Raw genomic sequence first — 16,744 nt, forward strand, 5'->3', positions numbered from 1 at the left:
TCCGGCGGCCCTTCGACTCGGGCTCCCGGGGGAGCGGCGAGGAAAGGTCGGCACGAACACGCCACGGGCATTCTCTCACCCCGAGCGGTGGAGCGCGATCACCCCGTGACGACGACCTTGCCGACCGAGTGGCCGCCGTCGACGTGTGCGAGAGCCGTGCCGGCCTCGGCGAGCGCGTAGGTCCGCTCGATCACGGGCTGCAGCCGTCCGGCCTCGACCAGGGCGAGCAGCTCGCAGGTGATGTCCGGCTTCGCCGTCGCCGCGAGCGGCTTGAGTCGCGGGCCCGGGGTGAGGGAGAGCAGCCCGGCGCGGAGCATCCGTCCGATGGGCCCGAGAAGCCGGCCCCCCTCGCCCGACACCAGGACGACGCTGCCCCCGGGCGCTACCAGGCGGCGAAGGGCACGCAGCGGCGCGCGGCCGACCACGTCGATGACGACGTCGAAGGATGCCGCGGGCAGCTCGGGCGGTGAGGCTCCGGCGTCGACCCGCGCATAGTCGAACGTGCGCACGGCACCGATATCGGCGATGAGTCGCTCGTTGCGGGCCCCGCAGACAGCCCACACCTCGGCGCCCCGGAGGGCAGCGAGCTGAACCGTGTAGGTGCCGACTCCGCCGCTCGCCCCGATCACCAGCACGCGGCGGCCGTCACCCACGCGATCGCCCGCGAGATCGAGTGTCTGCCAGGCCGTTCCCGCGGAGACGGGCAGCGCGGCCGCCACGACCGCATCGACCGACTCCGGGCGTGGAACAACGCTCGCGGCCGGGGCGATCGCGTACTCCGCGAGCCCGCCGCCGGGCAGCTCTCCGACGACCTCATCGCCGAGGGCGAGCGCCGCACCCACGGTCCCGGTGCCCGGCCCGACCGCAACGACCGTCCCCGCGACATCCATCCCGCGCGTCGCGACCCTCGGCCCGCGCAGCCCGAAGAACACCCGAACCAGCAGGGGCTCGCCGCGCATGATGTGAACGTCACCCGCGTGCAGCGCCGTGGCGCGAACTCGCACGAGAACCTCGCCGGCGCGCGGTTCGGGCACCTCGACACGCGCCGACTGCACGGTATCGGGGCCACCGTAGGCCGCCTGACGCCAAGCCGTCATATTTTCGGGAACCGACGCATCCGTCATGACTCTTCCTTCGCAGAGGGATCGGCGGGGTACTGGAACACATCGTCGAGACCGACCGCGAAGACGCGCGCGATCTGGAAAGCGAGTTCGAGGCTCGGTGAGTACTTGCCCTGCTCGATCGCGATGAGGGTTTGTCGCGTCACCCCGATCCGTGCCGCGAGCTCGGCCTGCGTGAGCCCGGCCCCCTCACGGATGGCCCGGATCGAGTTGGTCACCCGCGTGGGTTTGACCATCAGGCGAGCCCCCGCCGATAGGCGATGACGCTCGCGATTCCGCCGACGAAGGCTGAGAGGGCGAATCCCGCGAACATCGTGTTCGCGATCCAGAACCAATCCACCTGGAGCGCACTCTGCACGATCACGCCGAGTCCCGCGATCACCATGAACGCCTGTCCGACGCGGCCGCCCATGTGGGCGATGTCTCGATCGCGTTGATCGGATTTTCCGACGCCGTCGCGATCGCGCATGCCGGCAAGGATCCCCCACAGGATGCTGATCACGATGGAGGCGACGATGCTCCCGACGATCGTCCACAGCATGAGCGGCCACCACACGACGTCGGTCAGCGGACCGTCGCCGGCCTGCTGCAGCACGAGCAGTACGTAGACCCCCACGCCGACCACACTGACGATGAGGCCGACCCAGGTGTTGCGTTCTTCGTAGACCACGATTCGCTCCGATGTCTAGAATTATTGACATCGCCACGATACTGCGACCGTCCGTCGCGTGTCAAGTTTTCTTGACACGCGACGAGAGCGAGACGAAAACCGGCCCGGAATCCTGCCAGGCTATGAGGATGCCGCGCCGTACCGCCGACGAAACTCGGACCCTCATCCTCGAAGCAGCCATCCAGTTGCTGCTCGAACGGGGGGTCACCGCCGGCGTGCAGCACGTGCGATTGCAAGAGGTATTGCGCTCCGTGGGCCTCACGACGGGCGCGGCGTACCGGATCTGGACCGATCAGGACGACTTCCATCGTGATCTCGCCGTGGCAATGGTGGGGGTTCGATTCGCCCCGCCGGTCACGAGCGCGATGAGCGCGATGCAAGACATTCTGGCCGCGAACGGACCCCTCGTAGACGTGGTGCGCGCGGCGGCCCTCGACCAGGTCACCTACTCGGCGAAGTTCCACCTCGAGCCCGAATCCCGCGACTCCCACGCATTCATCACGGCGCTCGCCCTCCGAACCGCGGCGGGCGCCTGGCCCGAGCTGCGAGCAGCGAGCGCGGTGCGCCATCGCGAGTCGATCGACGCGTTCGCCGCGCTATACGGCGCCCTGCTTCAGCGATACCGGCGACGGATGCGCGAGCCGCTGACGATCATCGACTTCACGGAGGCGATGGCGGCGCTCGGCGAAGGCTTCGCGATTCGTGCGGCGGAGGGTCTGGATCATCCGATGTACGACATACCCGCCGGCGCGGAAGTACCGAGCGGCGAGTGGACACTGTTCGGGATCAGCATCCTCGGCATGATCGAGGGCTTCACCGTTCCGCTCGAGGATTCTGTCGCCGATCCTGCGCAAATCTGAGAGCGTCCCCGGTCGCCCGACTCAGATTGCGGGCGACCGGGGTCGCTGATCACTCAACGAGAGAGACCCGCCGTCGAGCCCGAATCCGGACGGCGTTACTCATCCCCCCAGAGCAATATTCATGGGTGATGCCAGCGAGGTCTAGATAGATAAATTCTTTATCTTGAACCCCTCGCGACCGGAAGGTTCTAGATGACGGCTTCGCTCCACGGATCGGGCGTTCCGAAGCGATGGGCGGTGATCGAGATCGACTGCTCGCGCAAGAACGGCAGCAGTTCGATACGTCCCGCGGTCGTGACCTCGTCGGCGTACACGGCCAGGTCGGGGTGGCCGCCCGTGGCTTCCGCGAGGGCCCCACGCAGGGACGCCACAGCCGTCGGCGACCCGACCAGACGCGCACGCGGTTCGGGTGCGACAGTCACGTCGTCCGCGCCCGCCGACATCAGGGAAGCCGCCACGACCTCGGGTGCGCGCTTCGCCATCCGTTCGATCCACTGCTCGTCGGTTTCGACGCGCACCTCCACGTCCAGCTCGGAGAGGACACGGCGTACGGCAGGGGGTAGCGCAACCGGCGCGCTCAGCGAGAAGCGCGACCGAGCACGAACACCGGCGAGCACCACGCGCAGCACGGCCCGCCAGTCGGCGTCGCCCGCCGCGCGCACGGCGACCGGAACGGGGCGGTATCGGAAGAGGTTGCGCTCGACGCCCAGCCGCGAGACATCGCGTACCTGCCCGAACTCGCGATCCCACGAGATCGCGTCGGACAGAGCGGCCCGGCGCACCCATTCGAAGGCCTCGTAGTCGAGCGTTGCTTGAGCGGCCTCGATGATCGCGGTCAGGCGCGAGTCCAGCCCGCGCAGGTGCAGCGACGTCGAGCGTGCCCCGCCGGCCGACGGACGCCACGACCCGAGGCCCACCAGGTAGTTCGGCCCGCCCGCCTTCGTGCCCGCACCGACGGACGAGCGCTTCCAGCCGCCGAACGGTTGGCGCCGAACGATCGCGCCCGTGATCCCGCGGTTGACGTACAGGTTGCCCGCTTCGACGCTCTCGAGCCAGCGTTCGAGGTCGTTCGGATCCTGCGTATAGAGCCCGGCCGTCAGCCCGTAATCGACGGCGTTCTGCAGCTCGATCGCCCGCTCGAGCGATCCGGCCCGCATGATTCCGAGGACGGGCCCGAAGAACTCCTCGCGGTGAAAGCGCGACCCCGCTTCCACACCCGTGCGGATACCGGGGGTCCAGAGCCGCCGGTCGGCATCGAGTGGCCGTGGCTTCACGAGCCAGCGCTCGCCGTCATCGAGTGTCGTCAGCGCCCACTCGAGCTTGCCCGTCGGGGGCTCGATGAGGGGCCCGACATCGGACCGCGGATCGTCGGGCATCCCGATCCGCAGCGATGCGGTCGCATCGACGAGCTGGCGGGCGAACCGGCGAGACCGTGCGACCGGGCCGACGAGGATCGCGAGGCTGGCCGCCGAGCACTTCTGTCCGGCATGCCCGAATGCGCTCCGCACCAGGTCGCGTGCCGCGAGATCCAGATCCGCGGTCGACGTGATGATCATCGCGTTCTTGCCGCTCGTCTCCGCGAGCAGGGGCAGATCGGGACGCCACGACCGGAAGAGCGCAGCCGTCTCCCACGAACCGGTCAGAATGACCCGATCGACGCCCTCGTGAGTGACGAGTTGCCGTCCGAGTTCGCCCTCCTCGATATCTACGAGGGTGAGCACGTCACCGGGCACCCCGGCGTCCCATAGGGCGTCGGCGAGCAGGGCCGCGCAGCGACGTGCCTGGGGCGCCGGCTTGAACACGACCGCGGATCCGGCGGCGAGCGCCGCGAGCACACCGCCGGCGGGGATCGCGAGCGGAAAATTCCAGGGCGGTGCGACCAGGGTCAACCGCGCGGGCACGAACACAGCACCGCTGACGGCGTCGAGCTCGCGTGCGGAGGCCGCGTAATAGCGGGCGAAGTCAACGGCCTCGCTCACCTCGACGTCCGCCTCAGCGAACACCTTCCCCGTCTCGGATGCGGCGACCTCGATCAGGTCACCGCGTCGGGATTCGAGAACGGATGCCGCGCGTTGGAGAACCGCGGCACGCTCGGCGGCCGAACGCGAACCCCAGGCGCCGCCCGCCTCGCGGGTTCGCGTCACAAGCTCATCGAGCCGCGACTCGGAGTCGACACGGGCGGCGAGGATCGTGCGGATTCCCGCCTCGGATCCGGCGACGCCGGCCAGGATGTCGGCGGCCCACGAACGCGTCTCGGGCAGTGACGGATCGGAGTCGCGGGCGTTCGAGAACCGGGCGTTCGAAAGGCCAAGAGCCGCGGCATCCGCGTCCTTTTCCCGCGGCGCGTAGACGGCGGTCTCGACGAGGTCGTCGCTGAACCGGAAGGGCGACGGCGCGGGGGCGTCGAACTCACCGAGCGTGCCCGCGTTCGCCCCCTCGGCGATGCCCAGCACGACCTGCGTGAGTCCCGCATCGAGCTCGGCGGGCGCGGGGCGACGAATGGCCGGCAAGGTTTCGTCGAGGTCCACATCACCGGGGGCGGATCGCTCCCGGGTGACGAGATCGGACCGCGGACGACGGCGCGGGCCGGTCGACAGGGAGGCCTCGGATGCACGGGCGATGGACGACCCGAAGCGTGCACGCTCCCGTTGCCACAGGGCCGGGTCGCGGTGGAGATCGAAGGCGGCGGAAAGGAAGTTCTCGCTCGACGCGCTCTCTTCCAAGCGACGAACGAGGTAGCTGATGGCGACATCGAACTCGTCGGGGCGGACGACCGGCACGTACAGCAGCACCTGTCCCACCTCGCGCTCCACCGCGGCGACCTGCGCCTGCGCCATCCCGAGCAGCATCTCGACGTCGATGTCGTCCCGCACCCCCCGCTCGCCGGCGAGCAACCAGCCGTAGGCGATGTCGAACAGGTTGTGCCCGGCGATTCCCAGCCGCACGGCGGCGGTCGCCTCGGGGCGCAGTGCCTCGTCGAGGCAGCGTAGATAGTTGGCGTCGGTGTCGAGCTTGCTGTCGTAGGTCGCCAGCATCCAGCCGTGCATCACGGCATCCACCCGCTCCATGGCGAGGTTGGCACCCTTCACCAGGCGCACCTTGATGCGCGCGCCGCCCGCCGCGACCCGAAGGCGGGCCCAGGCCGTCAACTCGCGCAGCGCGGGGAGGGCATCCGGCAGGTAGGCCTGCAGCACGATGCCCGCCTCGAGCGAGCCCAGGCGCGGATCCTCGAGCAGGCGCGTGAACACCGCGATCGTCAGATCGAGATCGCGGTACTCCTCCATGTCGAGGTTGATGAAGGTGCCATCCCGTGCCGCGCTGAGGTAGAGCGGCAGCAGGCGCTCCACGACCCGTTCGACGGTGTCATCGAACGCCCACATCGACACGGACGACACGATCGCCGAAACCTTGACCGACACGTAGTCGACGTCTGGGCGGAGGATCAGTTCATGGATCCCGTCGAGCCGCCGCCGCGCCTCGGTCTCACCCAGAACCGCTTCGCCCAGCAGGTTGAGGTTGAGGCGGGCACCGTCCGCCCGCAGCTTCGCGATAGCGGGGCCGAGTTTCGCGGGGCGCGCGTCGACGACCAGGTGCCCCACCATCTCGCGCAGCACCCGCCGCGCGATCGGCACCACGGGGCTCGGCAGGGCGGGAGCGATCTGCCCGCCGACGCGTACGGCGGCACGCAGGTACCAGGGCAAGAATTCGGGGACGAGCGGGGCGACGCGGTGCAGGTGGGATGCCGCGGCCACCAGACTCTCGGGACGCATGACGCCGTCCACGAACCCCACCGTGAAGGGCAGGCCGTTCCGGTCACCCAGGATGCCGGCCAGTCTCCGCGCGGCGGGATCGACCGTGCCCTCGGCGGACTCGGCGACCCACTTCTCGGCCAGGCGCACGGCCTCGGCTTCACGGGTATCCGCCTGTCCCGGTGACGCGTGATTCGGCTCGAGAGGCGGCATTTCTCCAGACTACGTCCGACGCCTCGGGCCGCCCCGGCTCACTCCGGCGCGTCGATCACCACGGGCTGATCGGCCCAGTCGCTGGGCGCCTCGGAACGGGGCGAGGGCAGCGCGGCCGCCACGGCCCACGCGTGCACCCAGGCCGGCACCTCGGGCAGCCCTTCGGGACGCCCGACGGCAGCGAACAGCTCTTCGTGACTGACAGAGCCGCCCGACCGCTTCAGCATGCGCGCTCGGATAATCGCACGGGCATAGATCTCGCCGTTCACGACGGCACGATGCTCGAGGTAGATGGCACGGTCGTCATGACCGATCAGGCGCGACTCGAGCGTGAAGCGCTGCCAGAGCCCGAGCGACTTGCGGAAGGTGATCGTCTCGCTCGACACCACCGCGTACCAGCCGCGCGTACGCATGGCATCGGCGAGTCCCGTGCGCAGGAGCAGATCCCAGCGCCCCAGGTCGAACAACGAGAGGTATCGTCCGTTGTTCATGTGTCGCAGCACATCGATATCGGTGGGCAGCGTCCGCAACCGGATGCGCCCGACCGTCGTCGGCGGCAACAAGCCGTCGCGTCGCAGCCGACGGCGGGCGGCGAGCATGACAAGAAGCGTGCGCCAGATCACATTCACGAGGCGTGACGCTACCGAGGCCGGGCCGCGCCGTCGAATCCGGACGAAATCCTTGTCCGTTCCCGACATCCGCCTTCCCGCGTGTCGCTCGCTCAACGCGAGGGATCCCACCGCGCCCCTGGATAGGGTCACAGCATGGCACGCACCCCTCTGAGCTCCAGCTCCTACATCACGCTGCAGATCGTCCTCATCGTCGCGGGCGTCCTGTTGACCTTCCTTGCGATCAGCGAGTTCATGGGCGGCGACGCCGGCGTGAGCGCGTGGATCAACATCGTCCTCTGGCCGGTGCTGATCGTCGCCTCGATCGTCAACATCGTCGTCAACCGCTCCCGCGCGAAGAACTGAGACGCAGCGGGGCTCGATATCCGATTTCCCCCGCGTGAGAGGCTGACGTAGAGTCTCGCCATGGAAGCCGAGCTCCAGACCGATGTCGTTGTCCGCCCCGTCCGTGACGTAGATGCCGAGGCTCTGGGTCGGGTCCACGCCACCTGCTGGCACGAGACCTACGACCACCTGATCAGTCGCGCCGCACTCGAGAGCGTTTCGGCCCGTCGCATGGCCGAGCTATGGACCCACTGGATGAACCAGGGTCCCGATTACGTGCAGTGCGCCGCGCTCGTGAACGGCGAGATCGTCGGCTTCGCAGGAGCTGGCCCCGCCCGGGACGACGACGCCCCGCGTGCCCGCGAGCTGTACTTCATCTATCTGCTCGCCGCATGGCACGGCACGGGAATCGGCCAGCGCCTGTTCGACGCGGTCGTTCCCCAGGGCGACAAGGTCTACCTCTGGGTCGCGGACGACAACCCGCGCGCCCACGGGTTCTACCACCGCAACGGATTCACCCTCGATGGCGTCTCGCACCAGGAGCCGTTCCTGGGCGAGACGATCACCGAAGTCCGCTTCGTTCGCTGAGTCAGTCCGCGCTGCGCAGGATGACCTGACCCGCTGACAGCTCCACCGCGACACGGTTCGACGTCGACGCCGACGTATCGAGGCGATTGTCCAGCTGGCCCGCAGACACGTTGGACGTGACGTCGTAGTCACCGTTCGGTAGGGCCAGGTCGAGGGATCCGGCACTCACATTCACCTCGACGAGTCGCGGCTGCGGACCGTCGAATCGACCGTCGAGCTGGCCCGCATTGACCGTGAGATCAGCGGACTGCACACCCGATAGGTCGAGTCGGGCGCGGCCCGCGCTGATATCCGCGCTGACCTCGCGCGCCTCGCCCGAGACGTTGACCTCTCCGGCGCCGAGATCGACCTCGAGGTCACCGAAACGACCGGATGTGTCCAGGGCGCCGGCAGCGACGGTGAACTGCGCATCCAACACGGTGTCCTCGAGCTCACGCGGCAGCGTGAGCGTGGCCCGCACGTCGCCCCCGAAGAACCAGGCACGACCGAAGGACCAATCCGGCGCCGACACGATGAGTTCGTCTTCCTCGCGCTCGAGAGTCCACCCACCGCCAGCCCATCCACCTGTCACGTCGAGCGTCGCGTCGTCCACGTCGGCGAAGTCGATGCGGAAGGACCCGGCCGACACGTCGACATCGAGCTCGTTCACGCCGGTGGCATCGATGACCTGGGTTTCGGTGCGCACCGAGGCGGATGCGATCGTCGAGATCACAGTGCCGCCCACCAGCGCGAGGGCGATGACACCGCCGAGCGACGCCGTGAGGATCGCGACGACTTTCGCAGACTGCGAGGCCGGCTGAGGGGTCGGGCCGGGGCTGTTCTCGGGCGCGGGGCCCCGGCGGTCCTCCGGGCCGGTCGGGGGTGCGGGAGGGGCGGGCGGGGCGGGCGGCACCGGGGGTGTGAGCTGGTCGGTCATCGGAGTGCTCCTGTCTGGGGGGCGTCGCCGTAGGGGGCGCCGCCGCGTGTCTGTGCGGGTTCTCCGCCGTGTTCGAGGTGAGCGAGTGCTGCGAGCACTCGCCGATTGCCGGAGTCGTCCTGCTCGAGATCGAGCTTCTGGAAGACCGCCGTGATGTGCTTTTCGACGCTGCCCTCGCTGACGTGCAGCGCGCGGGCGATGGCCTGGTTGGAGTTGCCCTCGGCGATGAGCGAGAGCACGGAACGCTCACGTTCGGTGAGTCGGCGCATCCGCTCGTCCCGACGTCGACGTCCGAGCAACTGGGCGACGACCTCGGGGTCGAAGACCGTGGCTCCGGCACCGATGCGGGCGACCGTCTCGAGAAACTCGGTGACATCCGCCACTCGGTCCTTCAGGAGGTAGCCGAGCGCCCCGCCCGCACCGGCGATGAGATCGGTCGCGTAGCGCTCCTCGACGTACTGCGAGAGCACGAGCACCGGCAGATCGGGGTGGGCCGCGCGCAGGCGCAGAGCGGCACGGATGCCCTCGTCCGTGAAAGTCGGGGGAAGCCTGACGTCCAGGATGCAGAGCTCCGGCGCATCCGTCGCCACCGTCTGATCGAGCTCGGACGCGTCGGGGAGCGCCGCGACGACGATGTGGCCGGCGTCCTCGAGCAGGCGCACGAGTCCCTCGCGCAGCAGGACCGAGTCCTCGCAGATCAGGATCCGCACGGCACACTCACCTCTACGGTCGTGGGGCCTCCGACCGGGCTGTCGAGGCGGAACGAACCACCCGCCCCGATCACGCGCTGCGAGATCCCATCGATGCCGCCGCCGGGGGTGACGTGCGCACCGCCGATGCCGTTGTCTTCGACGCGGGCCCACAGCATCCCGCCCTCGCGTTCTCGGACGAGCACCCGCACCTCGCTCGCCCGCGAATGCTTGGCGGCGTTGGTGAGCGACTCGGCAATGACGAAGTAGGCGGCGGCCTCGGCCGTCTTGCTGCACCGTGCGGTCAGGCGCACGTCCAGCACGACGGGGATATGGGAGCGCGAGGCGAGGGCCGAAAGCGCGGCGTCGAGTCCGCGATCATCGAGGACGGATGCGTGGATGCCGCGGGCGAGCTGGCGAAGTTCGGTGATCGCCGCCTTGGTCGAGGTGTGCGCCTCGGCGATGAGTGCCTTGGCGACGGCCGGATCGTCGTCCACCTTCTGCTGGGCGAGGCCCAGCGTCATGCCGACCGAGACGAGTCGGGGCTGAACGCCGTCGTGCAGATCGCGTTCGATGCGCGTCCGCTCGACCTCGGCGGAGCGTACGGCACCGGCGCGCTGCACGTTCGAGGTGCGCGCCGCCTCGGCGAGCTGCGCCTCGCGGGAGGGAACAAGGATGGCGCGGGCGATGACACCCTGCAGGATGGCCAGCCCGATGACCGCCGCGAGCGAGAAGATCGCCGCGATGACACCCGCGGGCACGGCCCACGCGGTCGCGACGTCGAGCCCCGTGTTGCCGAGCGGAACCGTACCGGCATCGGCGAAGAGCGGAGCGAAGGCGAGTGCGATGCCCGAGGCCGCAAGGCCCAGGAAGCCCAGCGCGATCAGGCCGAGCACCGACGCGATCGCGAAGTTCGCGACCCCGCGCCACATCCCGGGGTCGATGAACTGGAGCCAGATCGTGTACAGGAAGCCGCCGAACCCGGACTTGGGGCTGCGCCGGGCGCGACGCGCCGGAAGACCGAAGCCGTAGAGGCCGTCGATGCGCGCCGTCTCGAGCCATCCGATCGCGAAGAGCGAATAGACGAACCCGAGCAAGAAGATCAGGCCGATGCCGACCACCAGCACGAGACTCAGGCCGACGCTCAGCAGGGTGATCAGGATCGTGAAGACGATCGGGCCGACGAGACCGAGGGCTGTGAGGTGGAGGGCCGAGAGCGAGATGCGCCCCGGGGAGGCGAGGGGCGACCGTGTGCGTGCGGCGGGTGCCGGGGCGGTCAGGACTGTGCTGGACATAGGTCCACGGTAGGCCTGGGCTACGCCTGCGCGCGCCCGAGGCATCCGGAAACTCCACGGGGGGATAACCCCCGCTTCGCCCGCGCGCGGCGGTCAACCGGTCAACGGGTCTTGACCGTGCCGAACAGCCGCGCGATCGGCACGATCACGATGGGGCGCGCGGCGATCCAGGCGGCGACGATCACGGCCGTCGAGGCGGCGAAGATCCAGAAGCCCGCCCAGCCGAGTCCGTCGTTGCCGGCATACATGTGGTTGAGGTTGCGAAGCGCCCCCGTCGCGAAGACGAGGGTCACGTGCGCGATGATGAACACGACGAAGTACAGCATCACCGGGAAGTGCAGCGCCCGCGCCCACTCGATCGGGAGAGCCCGGTTCAGCCGGGCAGCGTTCTTTGGCCAGACCCCCGACATCCGGACTCCCGTGATCGCGGCGAGCGGCGCAGCGATGAACACCGTCGTGAAGTAAGCCAGTTGCTGCAGGCTGTTGTAGTTCGCCCAGCCGCTCTCGGTCGGCCAGTTCAGCGACACGTACTGCAGCGCCGCCGACACGGCGTTCGGAAACACCTCGAGGCTCGTCGGCACCAAGCGCACCCAGTGCCCGGTCACAAAGAGGAGCACCACGAAGATCACGCCGTTCGCGAACCACAGCAGGTCGAGCGCGTTGTGAAACCACAGGTTCAGGCTGATGCGGCGCTTCTTGTTCGACCGCGGTGACCAGAACGCGTCGGGGCGCTTCTCCGTACGCACCTGCCACCCGGTGCGGATGATCAGCACCATGAGGAACACGTTGAAGAAGTGCTGCCACTGCACCCAGGCGGGGAAGCCGGGCGCAACGGCTACCGCGGGGGCGTAGGTGCCGGGGTAGGTCTCGAGGTATACGCGGACGCCATCGAGGCTGACGAACCACCGGGCGAGCGCGATCGTCATGCCCGTCGCGATGAGAATCGCGAGTCCGCCACCCATGACGGCGAGGAACCACTGACCCCGCGTCAGACCCCGGATGCGCCGGGGAGCCGGTTTCGGGGCGTCCCGATTCGACGCCGCAACCCCCGGCCATGCCGTGCGGGTGAACGGCAGCGGCGTCTTCATGGGGCCCACTCCTTCCGCTCGAGTCTATTCGGCGGACCCCCGTCCTTCCGCCCGCAGCTCGGACCCGGGAGAAGGCTCTCAGCCGGCCTCTGCCGTCCGCTCCGCCACAGCTCGCTCGGCCTCGCTGGGCTCGTACCCCTCGATGTGTCGCTCGTCGGCACCGTTGTACGCCGACAGGGGGCGGATCAGGGCGTTCGACGCGGCCTGCTCCATGATGTGCGCGGTCCATCCGGTCACGCGCGCCGCGACGAACAGCGGAGTGAACGTCAGGGTGTCGAATCCGATGAGGTGGTAGGCGGGGCCGGAGGGGTAATCGAGGTTCGGATAGATGCCCTTGCGCGAGACGAACTCGCTCTCGAGAGCGTCATAGAGCTCTCCCAGATCGGCCGCGTCGTAGTGATCGATCAGTGTGTCTAGTGCCGTCTTCATGGTCGGCACTCGCGAGTCGCCCTTCTTGTAAACGCGGTGGCCGAAGCCCATGATCTTCTTCTTGTTCGCGAGGGCCTCGTCGAGCCAAGGCACGACGTTCTCGGCTGTGCCGATCTCGTCGAAAATGTGCATGACGGCCTCGTTCGCACCGCCGTGCAGGGCCCCCTTGAGCGCCCCGATCGCCCCGACCACGGCCGAGTAGAGGTCAGCTGTCGTGCTCGTGATGACGCGAGCCGTGAACGTCGAGGCGTTGAAGGAGTGCTCGGCGTACAGGATCATCGAGACGTTGAACGCCTGCGCGACGGCCTCGTCGGGCTCCTCGCCGAACGTCATCCACAGGAAGTTGCGCGAGTAGTCCAGGTCCGCGCGGGGCTCGATCGAATCCTGCCCGCGTCGACGACGCTGGTCGTAGGCGACCATGGCCGGGATCTTGGCGAACAGCAGCTTCGCTTTGGCGAGGTCCGCCGCGGGCGAGTTGTCCGAGACATCCGCTGCGCCCGCCCCCAGCACCGACACCGCGGAGCGCACGACATCCATCGGGTGCGAATCGAGCGGCAGCAGATCGATCGTCTGCTTGACGTTGTCGTCGAGGGATCGCTGCGCGCGCTCGGATGCCTCGAACTCCGCCAATTGCGCGGCATCCGGCAACTCTCCGTGCCACAAGAGGTAGGCGACCGCCTCGAACGGCTGGGTCGCCGCCAGCTCCTGCACGGGGTAGCCGCGGTACAGCAGCGAGTTCGTCTCGGGATTGACCTTGCTGACGGCGGTGTAATCGACCGTGACTCCCGCCAGGCCCTTCTTGATCTCGATGTCGGTCATTGGCTTGCCTCCTTCCGTTGTTTCGGTCGTTGAGCGAACGCAGTGAGTCGAAACGTGTTTCGTCTCGTCGCTGCGCTCCTCGCTCAACGACCGGGGTCTCTTTACTTCGTGATGGTGAAGTTGAAGACGCTGGTGTCGAAGCGGTTGTACTGCTCGTAGTCGATCAGGTCGTACAGGTCCGCGCGATGCTGCATCTCATCCAGCTTGCCCGCCAGATGCCCCTCGGTGTCGAGCGTGTCCAGGGCCCGCCCGGCGGCACCCATCGCGATCCGCAGCAGCGAGACAGGCCAGATCACGATGTTCACGCCCACATCGCGCAACTGATCCGTCGTGAAGAGGTCACTCTTGCCGAACTCGGTCATGTTGGCCAGGATCGGCACGTCGACCGCGGCGCGCATCGCGGCGAACTCCTCGAGCGTGCGCATGGCCTCGGGGAAGATCGCGTCGGCCCCCGCGTCGACGAGCGCCTTCGCTCGGTCGGTCGCGGCCTCCAAACCCTCCACCGCACGGATGTCGGTACGTGCCATCACGAGGAAGTTCGGGTCGCGGCGGCCATCCACCGCGGCCCGGATGCGCTTGATGGCCGTGTTCTCGTCAACGACGGCCTTGCCATCGAGGTGTCCGCAACGCTTCGGGTTGATCTGGTCTTCGATGTGGGCACCCGCCAGGCCTGCATCCTCGAGAGTCTGGATTGTGCGCGCGACGTTCATGGGTTCGCCGAAGCCGGTATCGGCGTCGATGATCGCGGGCAGTTCGGTCATCCGGGCGATCTGCTGCCCGCGGCCGGCGACCTCGGTGAGAGTCGTGAGGCCGATATCGGGGAGCCCCAGGTCGGCCGCGAGTACCGCGCCCGAGATGTAGACGCCCTCGAACCCCTTGCGCTCGATCAAGCGCGCGCTCAGCGGGTTGAAGGCGCCGGGAAAGCGGAGCAGCTCACCCGTGCCGAGGCGCTCGCGGAACAGGCGGCGCTTCTCTGCGGCGGGCGTCGTGGAGTAGAGCATCAGCAAACCTCCGGTGCAGCCACGCTGCGTTCACAATTCAGTCTCTGTGGTGCCGAAACGGGGTCAGGCGCCCGGTCGGGGCCGATCTGGCGCGCTGCGGACTGAATTGTGAACACGCGGCAGCCTCGACCGGACATCAGAAGAGCCCCCGCGGCGCGGGCGCAGCCTCGAGCACCCCGGGCTTCGCGACGATCGTGAGCTCGCGTACCTCGTCCGCCGTGAGGTCGGGCAGCCGTTCGGCGAGGGCCAGGAAGCGCTCGATCTCGGCCGGCTCGAGCACGGGCTCGGCCAGCAGCCGGAACTTGCGGACGTAGTCGGCCCGCGCGAACGGGCGGGCGCCGAGCGGATGCGCGTCGGCCACGGCAATCTCGTCGATCACGGTCGAGCCATCCGTCATGCGGATCTCGACGCGTCCGCCGAAGGCCTTCTCCGTCGGGTCCTCGGAATGGTAGCGCCGGGTCCACTCGGCGTCCTCGGCCGTGGTGACCTTGTCCCACAGCGCCACAGTGTCCGCCCGCTGGGCGCGCTCGGGCGTGTAGGAGTCGACGTGGTGCCACGCCCCGTCCTGCAGAGCGACCGTGAAGATGTACGGAATCGAGTGGTCGAGCGTCTCGCGCGACGCCGTTGGGTCGTATTTCTGCGGGTCGTTCGCACCCGAACCGATCACGTAGTGCGTGTGGTGACTCGTGTGCAGCACGACCGATTCGATGTTCGCGGGGTCGCGCAACGCCGGGTTCTCGGTCCCGAGCTTGCGCGCCAAGTCGATCCAGGCCTGGGCCTGATACTCGGCCGAGTGCTCCTTCGTGTACGAGTCGAGGATGCCGCGCTTGGCCTCGCCCGGCGCGGGAAGCGGCACGTCGTACGACGCATCCTTTCCGTCCAGTAGCCACGCGATCACGCCGTCCTCGCCCTCGTAGATGGGCGAGGGGCTGGTCTCGCCCCGCATCGCGCGGTCGACGGCTTCGACCGCCATCTTGCCCGCGAAGGCCGGGGCGTGCGCCTTCCAGGTCGAGATCTCGCCCTTGCGGCTCTGCCTCGTCGCGGTGGTCGTGTGTAGCGCCTGCGCGACGGCCTGGTAGATGGTCTCGGCGTCGAGCCCCAGGAGGGTACCGATGCCCGCGGCGGCCGAGGGGCCGAGGTGCGCGACGTGGTCGATCTTGTGCTTGTGCAGCGAGATCGCACGCACCAGGTCGATCTGGATCTCGTACCCCGTCGCGAGCCCGCGCACGAGCGCGGCACCATCCGCGCCGACGTGTTGTGCCACGGCAAAGATCGGCGGGATGTTGTCGCCCGGATGAGAGTACTCGGCCGCGAGGAACGTGTCGTGGTAGTCGAGCTCGCGCACCGCCACGCCGTTCGCCCATGCCGCCCACTCGGGGCTCGTCCGGCGCTCGATCGTGCATCCGAAGATCGTGCCGCCGTGACCGTTCGCCGAGACGGCGTGGTCGAGGGCCTGCTGACGTGCGGCGCTCACCGGAGCGCGGGTCAGCGAGGCCGCTGCGACGGCGGCGTTGTCGACCACCCGGTTGATGATCATGTCGATGACCGCGGGCTCGACCGCGACAGTGTCGACAGCGACCTGGGCGATCTTCCAGGCCAGCTGGCCGTCGCGAGCGAGGTTCTCGTCGCTGCGGTGGACGCGAACGTGGTGAAGCTGAGTCATAGAGTGCCTTCCGGAAGCGTTTCGAGGATGTTCGTGAGAGCGCTGTGCAGGTGCACGTGGGTGGCGTGGGCGGCGAGATCTGCGTCACGCGCGGCGATGGCCGAGGCGATGAGCCGGTGCTCGGCGGCCGATGCAGCCAAGCGGTCGGGGTTGTCCCGAGCCAAGCGGCGCACACGGACGAGGTGCGTCCGCACGTTCCGCAGCGCGGCAGTCAAGAAGTCGTTGGCCACGGATGCATCGAGCTGGCGATCGAAGCGCGCGATCAGCGCGTAGTACGCCTCGACGCTCTCGGGCCCGGTTGCACGGGTGTCGGCGAACGCGCGGGCAAGTTCGCCGAAGGCCGCCGCATCCCCCCGCTCGGCGGCCAGACGTGCGGCTGCCTCTTCGAGGGCTCTGCGCACCTCGAAGATCTCGCGGATACCTCGGGCATCGATCGCTGCGACCACCGTCACGCGGGGCGACTGCTGAACGACGAGCCCATCGGCGGCGAGCCGACCCAGTGCCTCACGGAGGGGAGTGCGGCTGACGCCGAGACGGGTCGCCTGCTCGACCTCGCCGAGCACGGTTCCGGGCGGAAGGGCACCGTTCTGGACCTCGTCGAGGAGGGTCGCGTAGGCGCGATCGCTGGCACGCACGGCGGTCACCCCCTCATCATCGGACACTCTAATTGTATACATAGAGTGCCTTTAG

The 16,744-nt window shown here is 68.6% G+C and carries 16 protein-coding genes; 3 read left to right on the plus strand and 13 right to left on the minus strand.

Annotation, left to right across the window (positions count from 1 at the left end; genetic code table 11):
- Positions 1 to 98 precede the first annotated feature (98 nt).
- From ACT9TC_RS07135 to ACT9TC_RS07145, 3 genes are read right to left on the minus strand one after another with little or no spacing between them, the layout of a single operon-like run.
- A complete protein-coding gene (locus ACT9TC_RS07135) occupies positions 99 to 1,124 on the minus strand; it encodes an NAD(P)-dependent alcohol dehydrogenase (protein ID WP_458042668.1) in 1,026 nt (341 codons plus the stop codon).
- A complete protein-coding gene (locus ACT9TC_RS07140) occupies positions 1,121 to 1,357 on the minus strand; it encodes a helix-turn-helix transcriptional regulator (protein WP_458042669.1) in 237 nt (78 codons plus the stop codon). Before ACT9TC_RS07140 ends, ACT9TC_RS07135 begins: the two co-directional genes overlap by 4 nt.
- Positions 1,357 to 1,791 (minus strand): hypothetical protein, encoded by a 435-nt coding sequence (locus tag ACT9TC_RS07145; RefSeq protein ID WP_458042670.1) that lies wholly within the window; start codon positions 1,789 to 1,791, stop codon positions 1,357 to 1,359. Before ACT9TC_RS07145 ends, ACT9TC_RS07140 begins: the two co-directional genes overlap by 1 nt.
- Positions 1,792 to 1,919: 128 nt before the next feature.
- On the opposite strand from ACT9TC_RS07145, the gene ACT9TC_RS07150 reads away from it, so the two are divergent.
- Complete coding sequence (locus tag ACT9TC_RS07150) at positions 1,920 to 2,651, plus strand: hypothetical protein (protein WP_458042671.1); 732 nt, start codon at positions 1,920 to 1,922, stop codon at positions 2,649 to 2,651.
- Positions 2,652 to 2,839: 188 nt separating this feature from the next.
- Here the strand turns inward: ACT9TC_RS07150 and ACT9TC_RS07155 are convergent, their stop codons facing one another.
- Positions 2,840 to 6,613 carry a proline dehydrogenase family protein gene (locus ACT9TC_RS07155; RefSeq protein ID WP_458042672.1) on the minus strand — a complete coding sequence of 1,258 codons (3,774 nt, stop codon included), beginning with the start codon at positions 6,611 to 6,613 and terminating at the stop codon, positions 2,840 to 2,842.
- 38 nt (positions 6,614 to 6,651) lie between these two features.
- Complete coding sequence (locus tag ACT9TC_RS07160) at positions 6,652 to 7,242, minus strand: acyl-CoA thioesterase (protein ID WP_458042673.1); 591 nt, start codon at positions 7,240 to 7,242, stop codon at positions 6,652 to 6,654.
- Positions 7,243 to 7,377: 135 nt separating this feature from the next.
- Here ACT9TC_RS07160 and ACT9TC_RS07165 point away from each other — a divergent pair, with 135 nt between their 5' ends.
- Together ACT9TC_RS07165 and ACT9TC_RS07170 are read left to right on the plus strand one after the other, a co-directional pair.
- A complete protein-coding gene (locus tag ACT9TC_RS07165; protein ID WP_458042674.1) occupies positions 7,378 to 7,587 on the plus strand; it encodes a hypothetical protein in 210 nt (69 codons plus the stop codon).
- Between the two features lie 60 nt (positions 7,588 to 7,647).
- On the plus strand, positions 7,648 to 8,154 hold the full coding sequence (locus ACT9TC_RS07170; protein WP_458042675.1) for an N-acetyltransferase family protein: 507 nt from the start codon (positions 7,648 to 7,650) through the stop codon (positions 8,152 to 8,154).
- A 1-nt stretch (position 8,155) separates the two neighbouring features.
- Here ACT9TC_RS07170 and ACT9TC_RS07175 read toward each other — a convergent pair whose 3' ends face one another.
- The 8 genes from ACT9TC_RS07175 to ACT9TC_RS07210 all read right to left on the minus strand — a co-directional run bounded on the left by ACT9TC_RS07175 (position 8,156) and on the right by ACT9TC_RS07210 (position 16,689).
- A complete protein-coding gene (locus ACT9TC_RS07175; protein ID WP_458042676.1) occupies positions 8,156 to 9,070 on the minus strand; it encodes a hypothetical protein in 915 nt (304 codons plus the stop codon).
- On the minus strand, positions 9,067 to 9,780 hold the full coding sequence (locus ACT9TC_RS07180) for a response regulator transcription factor (RefSeq protein ID WP_458042677.1): 714 nt from the start codon (positions 9,778 to 9,780) through the stop codon (positions 9,067 to 9,069). The genes ACT9TC_RS07175 and ACT9TC_RS07180 overlap by 4 nt, the downstream gene beginning before the upstream one ends.
- Positions 9,768 to 11,054 (minus strand): histidine kinase, encoded by a 1,287-nt coding sequence (locus ACT9TC_RS07185; RefSeq protein ID WP_458042678.1) that lies wholly within the window; start codon positions 11,052 to 11,054, stop codon positions 9,768 to 9,770. The genes ACT9TC_RS07180 and ACT9TC_RS07185 overlap by 13 nt, the downstream gene beginning before the upstream one ends.
- Positions 11,055 to 11,155: 101 nt before the next feature.
- Positions 11,156 to 12,142: a cytochrome b/b6 domain-containing protein gene (locus ACT9TC_RS07190; RefSeq protein ID WP_458042679.1), complete on the minus strand. Its 987-nt coding sequence runs from the start codon at positions 12,140 to 12,142 to the stop codon at positions 11,156 to 11,158.
- Between the two features lie 78 nt (positions 12,143 to 12,220).
- A complete protein-coding gene (locus ACT9TC_RS07195; RefSeq protein ID WP_458042680.1) occupies positions 12,221 to 13,390 on the minus strand; it encodes a bifunctional 2-methylcitrate synthase/citrate synthase in 1,170 nt (389 codons plus the stop codon).
- A 101-nt stretch (positions 13,391 to 13,491) separates the two neighbouring features.
- Positions 13,492 to 14,391, minus strand: coding sequence for a methylisocitrate lyase (gene prpB, locus ACT9TC_RS07200; RefSeq protein WP_458042681.1), 900 nt, complete (start codon positions 14,389 to 14,391; stop codon positions 13,492 to 13,494).
- A 136-nt stretch (positions 14,392 to 14,527) separates the two neighbouring features.
- Positions 14,528 to 16,054, minus strand: a complete 1,527-nt coding sequence (locus tag ACT9TC_RS07205; protein ID WP_458042682.1) for an MmgE/PrpD family protein — start codon at positions 16,052 to 16,054, stop codon at positions 14,528 to 14,530.
- Positions 16,051 to 16,689 (minus strand): GntR family transcriptional regulator, encoded by a 639-nt coding sequence (locus ACT9TC_RS07210; protein ID WP_458042891.1) that lies wholly within the window; start codon positions 16,687 to 16,689, stop codon positions 16,051 to 16,053. Before ACT9TC_RS07210 ends, ACT9TC_RS07205 begins: the two co-directional genes overlap by 4 nt.
- Positions 16,690 to 16,744: the final 55 nt, after the last annotated feature.

Source organism: Microbacterium sp. HM-570 (assembly GCF_054165885.1).

Excerpts from the sequence above, each read along its gene's own strand:
- ACT9TC_RS07190 (WP_458042679.1), bottom strand. The coding sequence starts at position 12,142 with ATGAAGACGCCGCTGCCGTTCACCCGCACGGCATGGCCGGGGGTTGCG.
- ACT9TC_RS07195 (WP_458042680.1), bottom strand. The coding sequence starts at position 13,390 with ATGACCGACATCGAGATCAAGAAGGGCCTGGCGGGAGTCACGGTCGAT.
- ACT9TC_RS07140 (WP_458042669.1), bottom strand. The coding sequence starts at position 1,357 with ATGGTCAAACCCACGCGGGTGACCAACTCGATCCGGGCCATCCGTGAG.
- ACT9TC_RS07175 (WP_458042676.1), bottom strand. The coding sequence starts at position 9,070 with ATGACCGACCAGCTCACACCCCCGGTGCCGCCCGCCCCGCCCGCCCCT.
- ACT9TC_RS07170 (WP_458042675.1), top strand. The coding sequence starts at position 7,648 with ATGGAAGCCGAGCTCCAGACCGATGTCGTTGTCCGCCCCGTCCGTGAC.
- ACT9TC_RS07155 (WP_458042672.1), bottom strand. The coding sequence starts at position 6,613 with ATGCCGCCTCTCGAGCCGAATCACGCGTCACCGGGACAGGCGGATACC.
- prpB (WP_458042681.1), bottom strand. The coding sequence starts at position 14,391 with ATGCTCTACTCCACGACGCCCGCCGCAGAGAAGCGCCGCCTGTTCCGC.
- ACT9TC_RS07165 (WP_458042674.1), top strand. The coding sequence starts at position 7,378 with ATGGCACGCACCCCTCTGAGCTCCAGCTCCTACATCACGCTGCAGATC.
- ACT9TC_RS07150 (WP_458042671.1), top strand. The coding sequence starts at position 1,920 with ATGCCGCGCCGTACCGCCGACGAAACTCGGACCCTCATCCTCGAAGCA.
- ACT9TC_RS07135 (WP_458042668.1), bottom strand. The coding sequence starts at position 1,124 with ATGACGGATGCGTCGGTTCCCGAAAATATGACGGCTTGGCGTCAGGCG.
- ACT9TC_RS07205 (WP_458042682.1), bottom strand. The coding sequence starts at position 16,054 with ATGACTCAGCTTCACCACGTTCGCGTCCACCGCAGCGACGAGAACCTC.
- ACT9TC_RS07185 (WP_458042678.1), bottom strand. The coding sequence starts at position 11,054 with ATGTCCAGCACAGTCCTGACCGCCCCGGCACCCGCCGCACGCACACGG.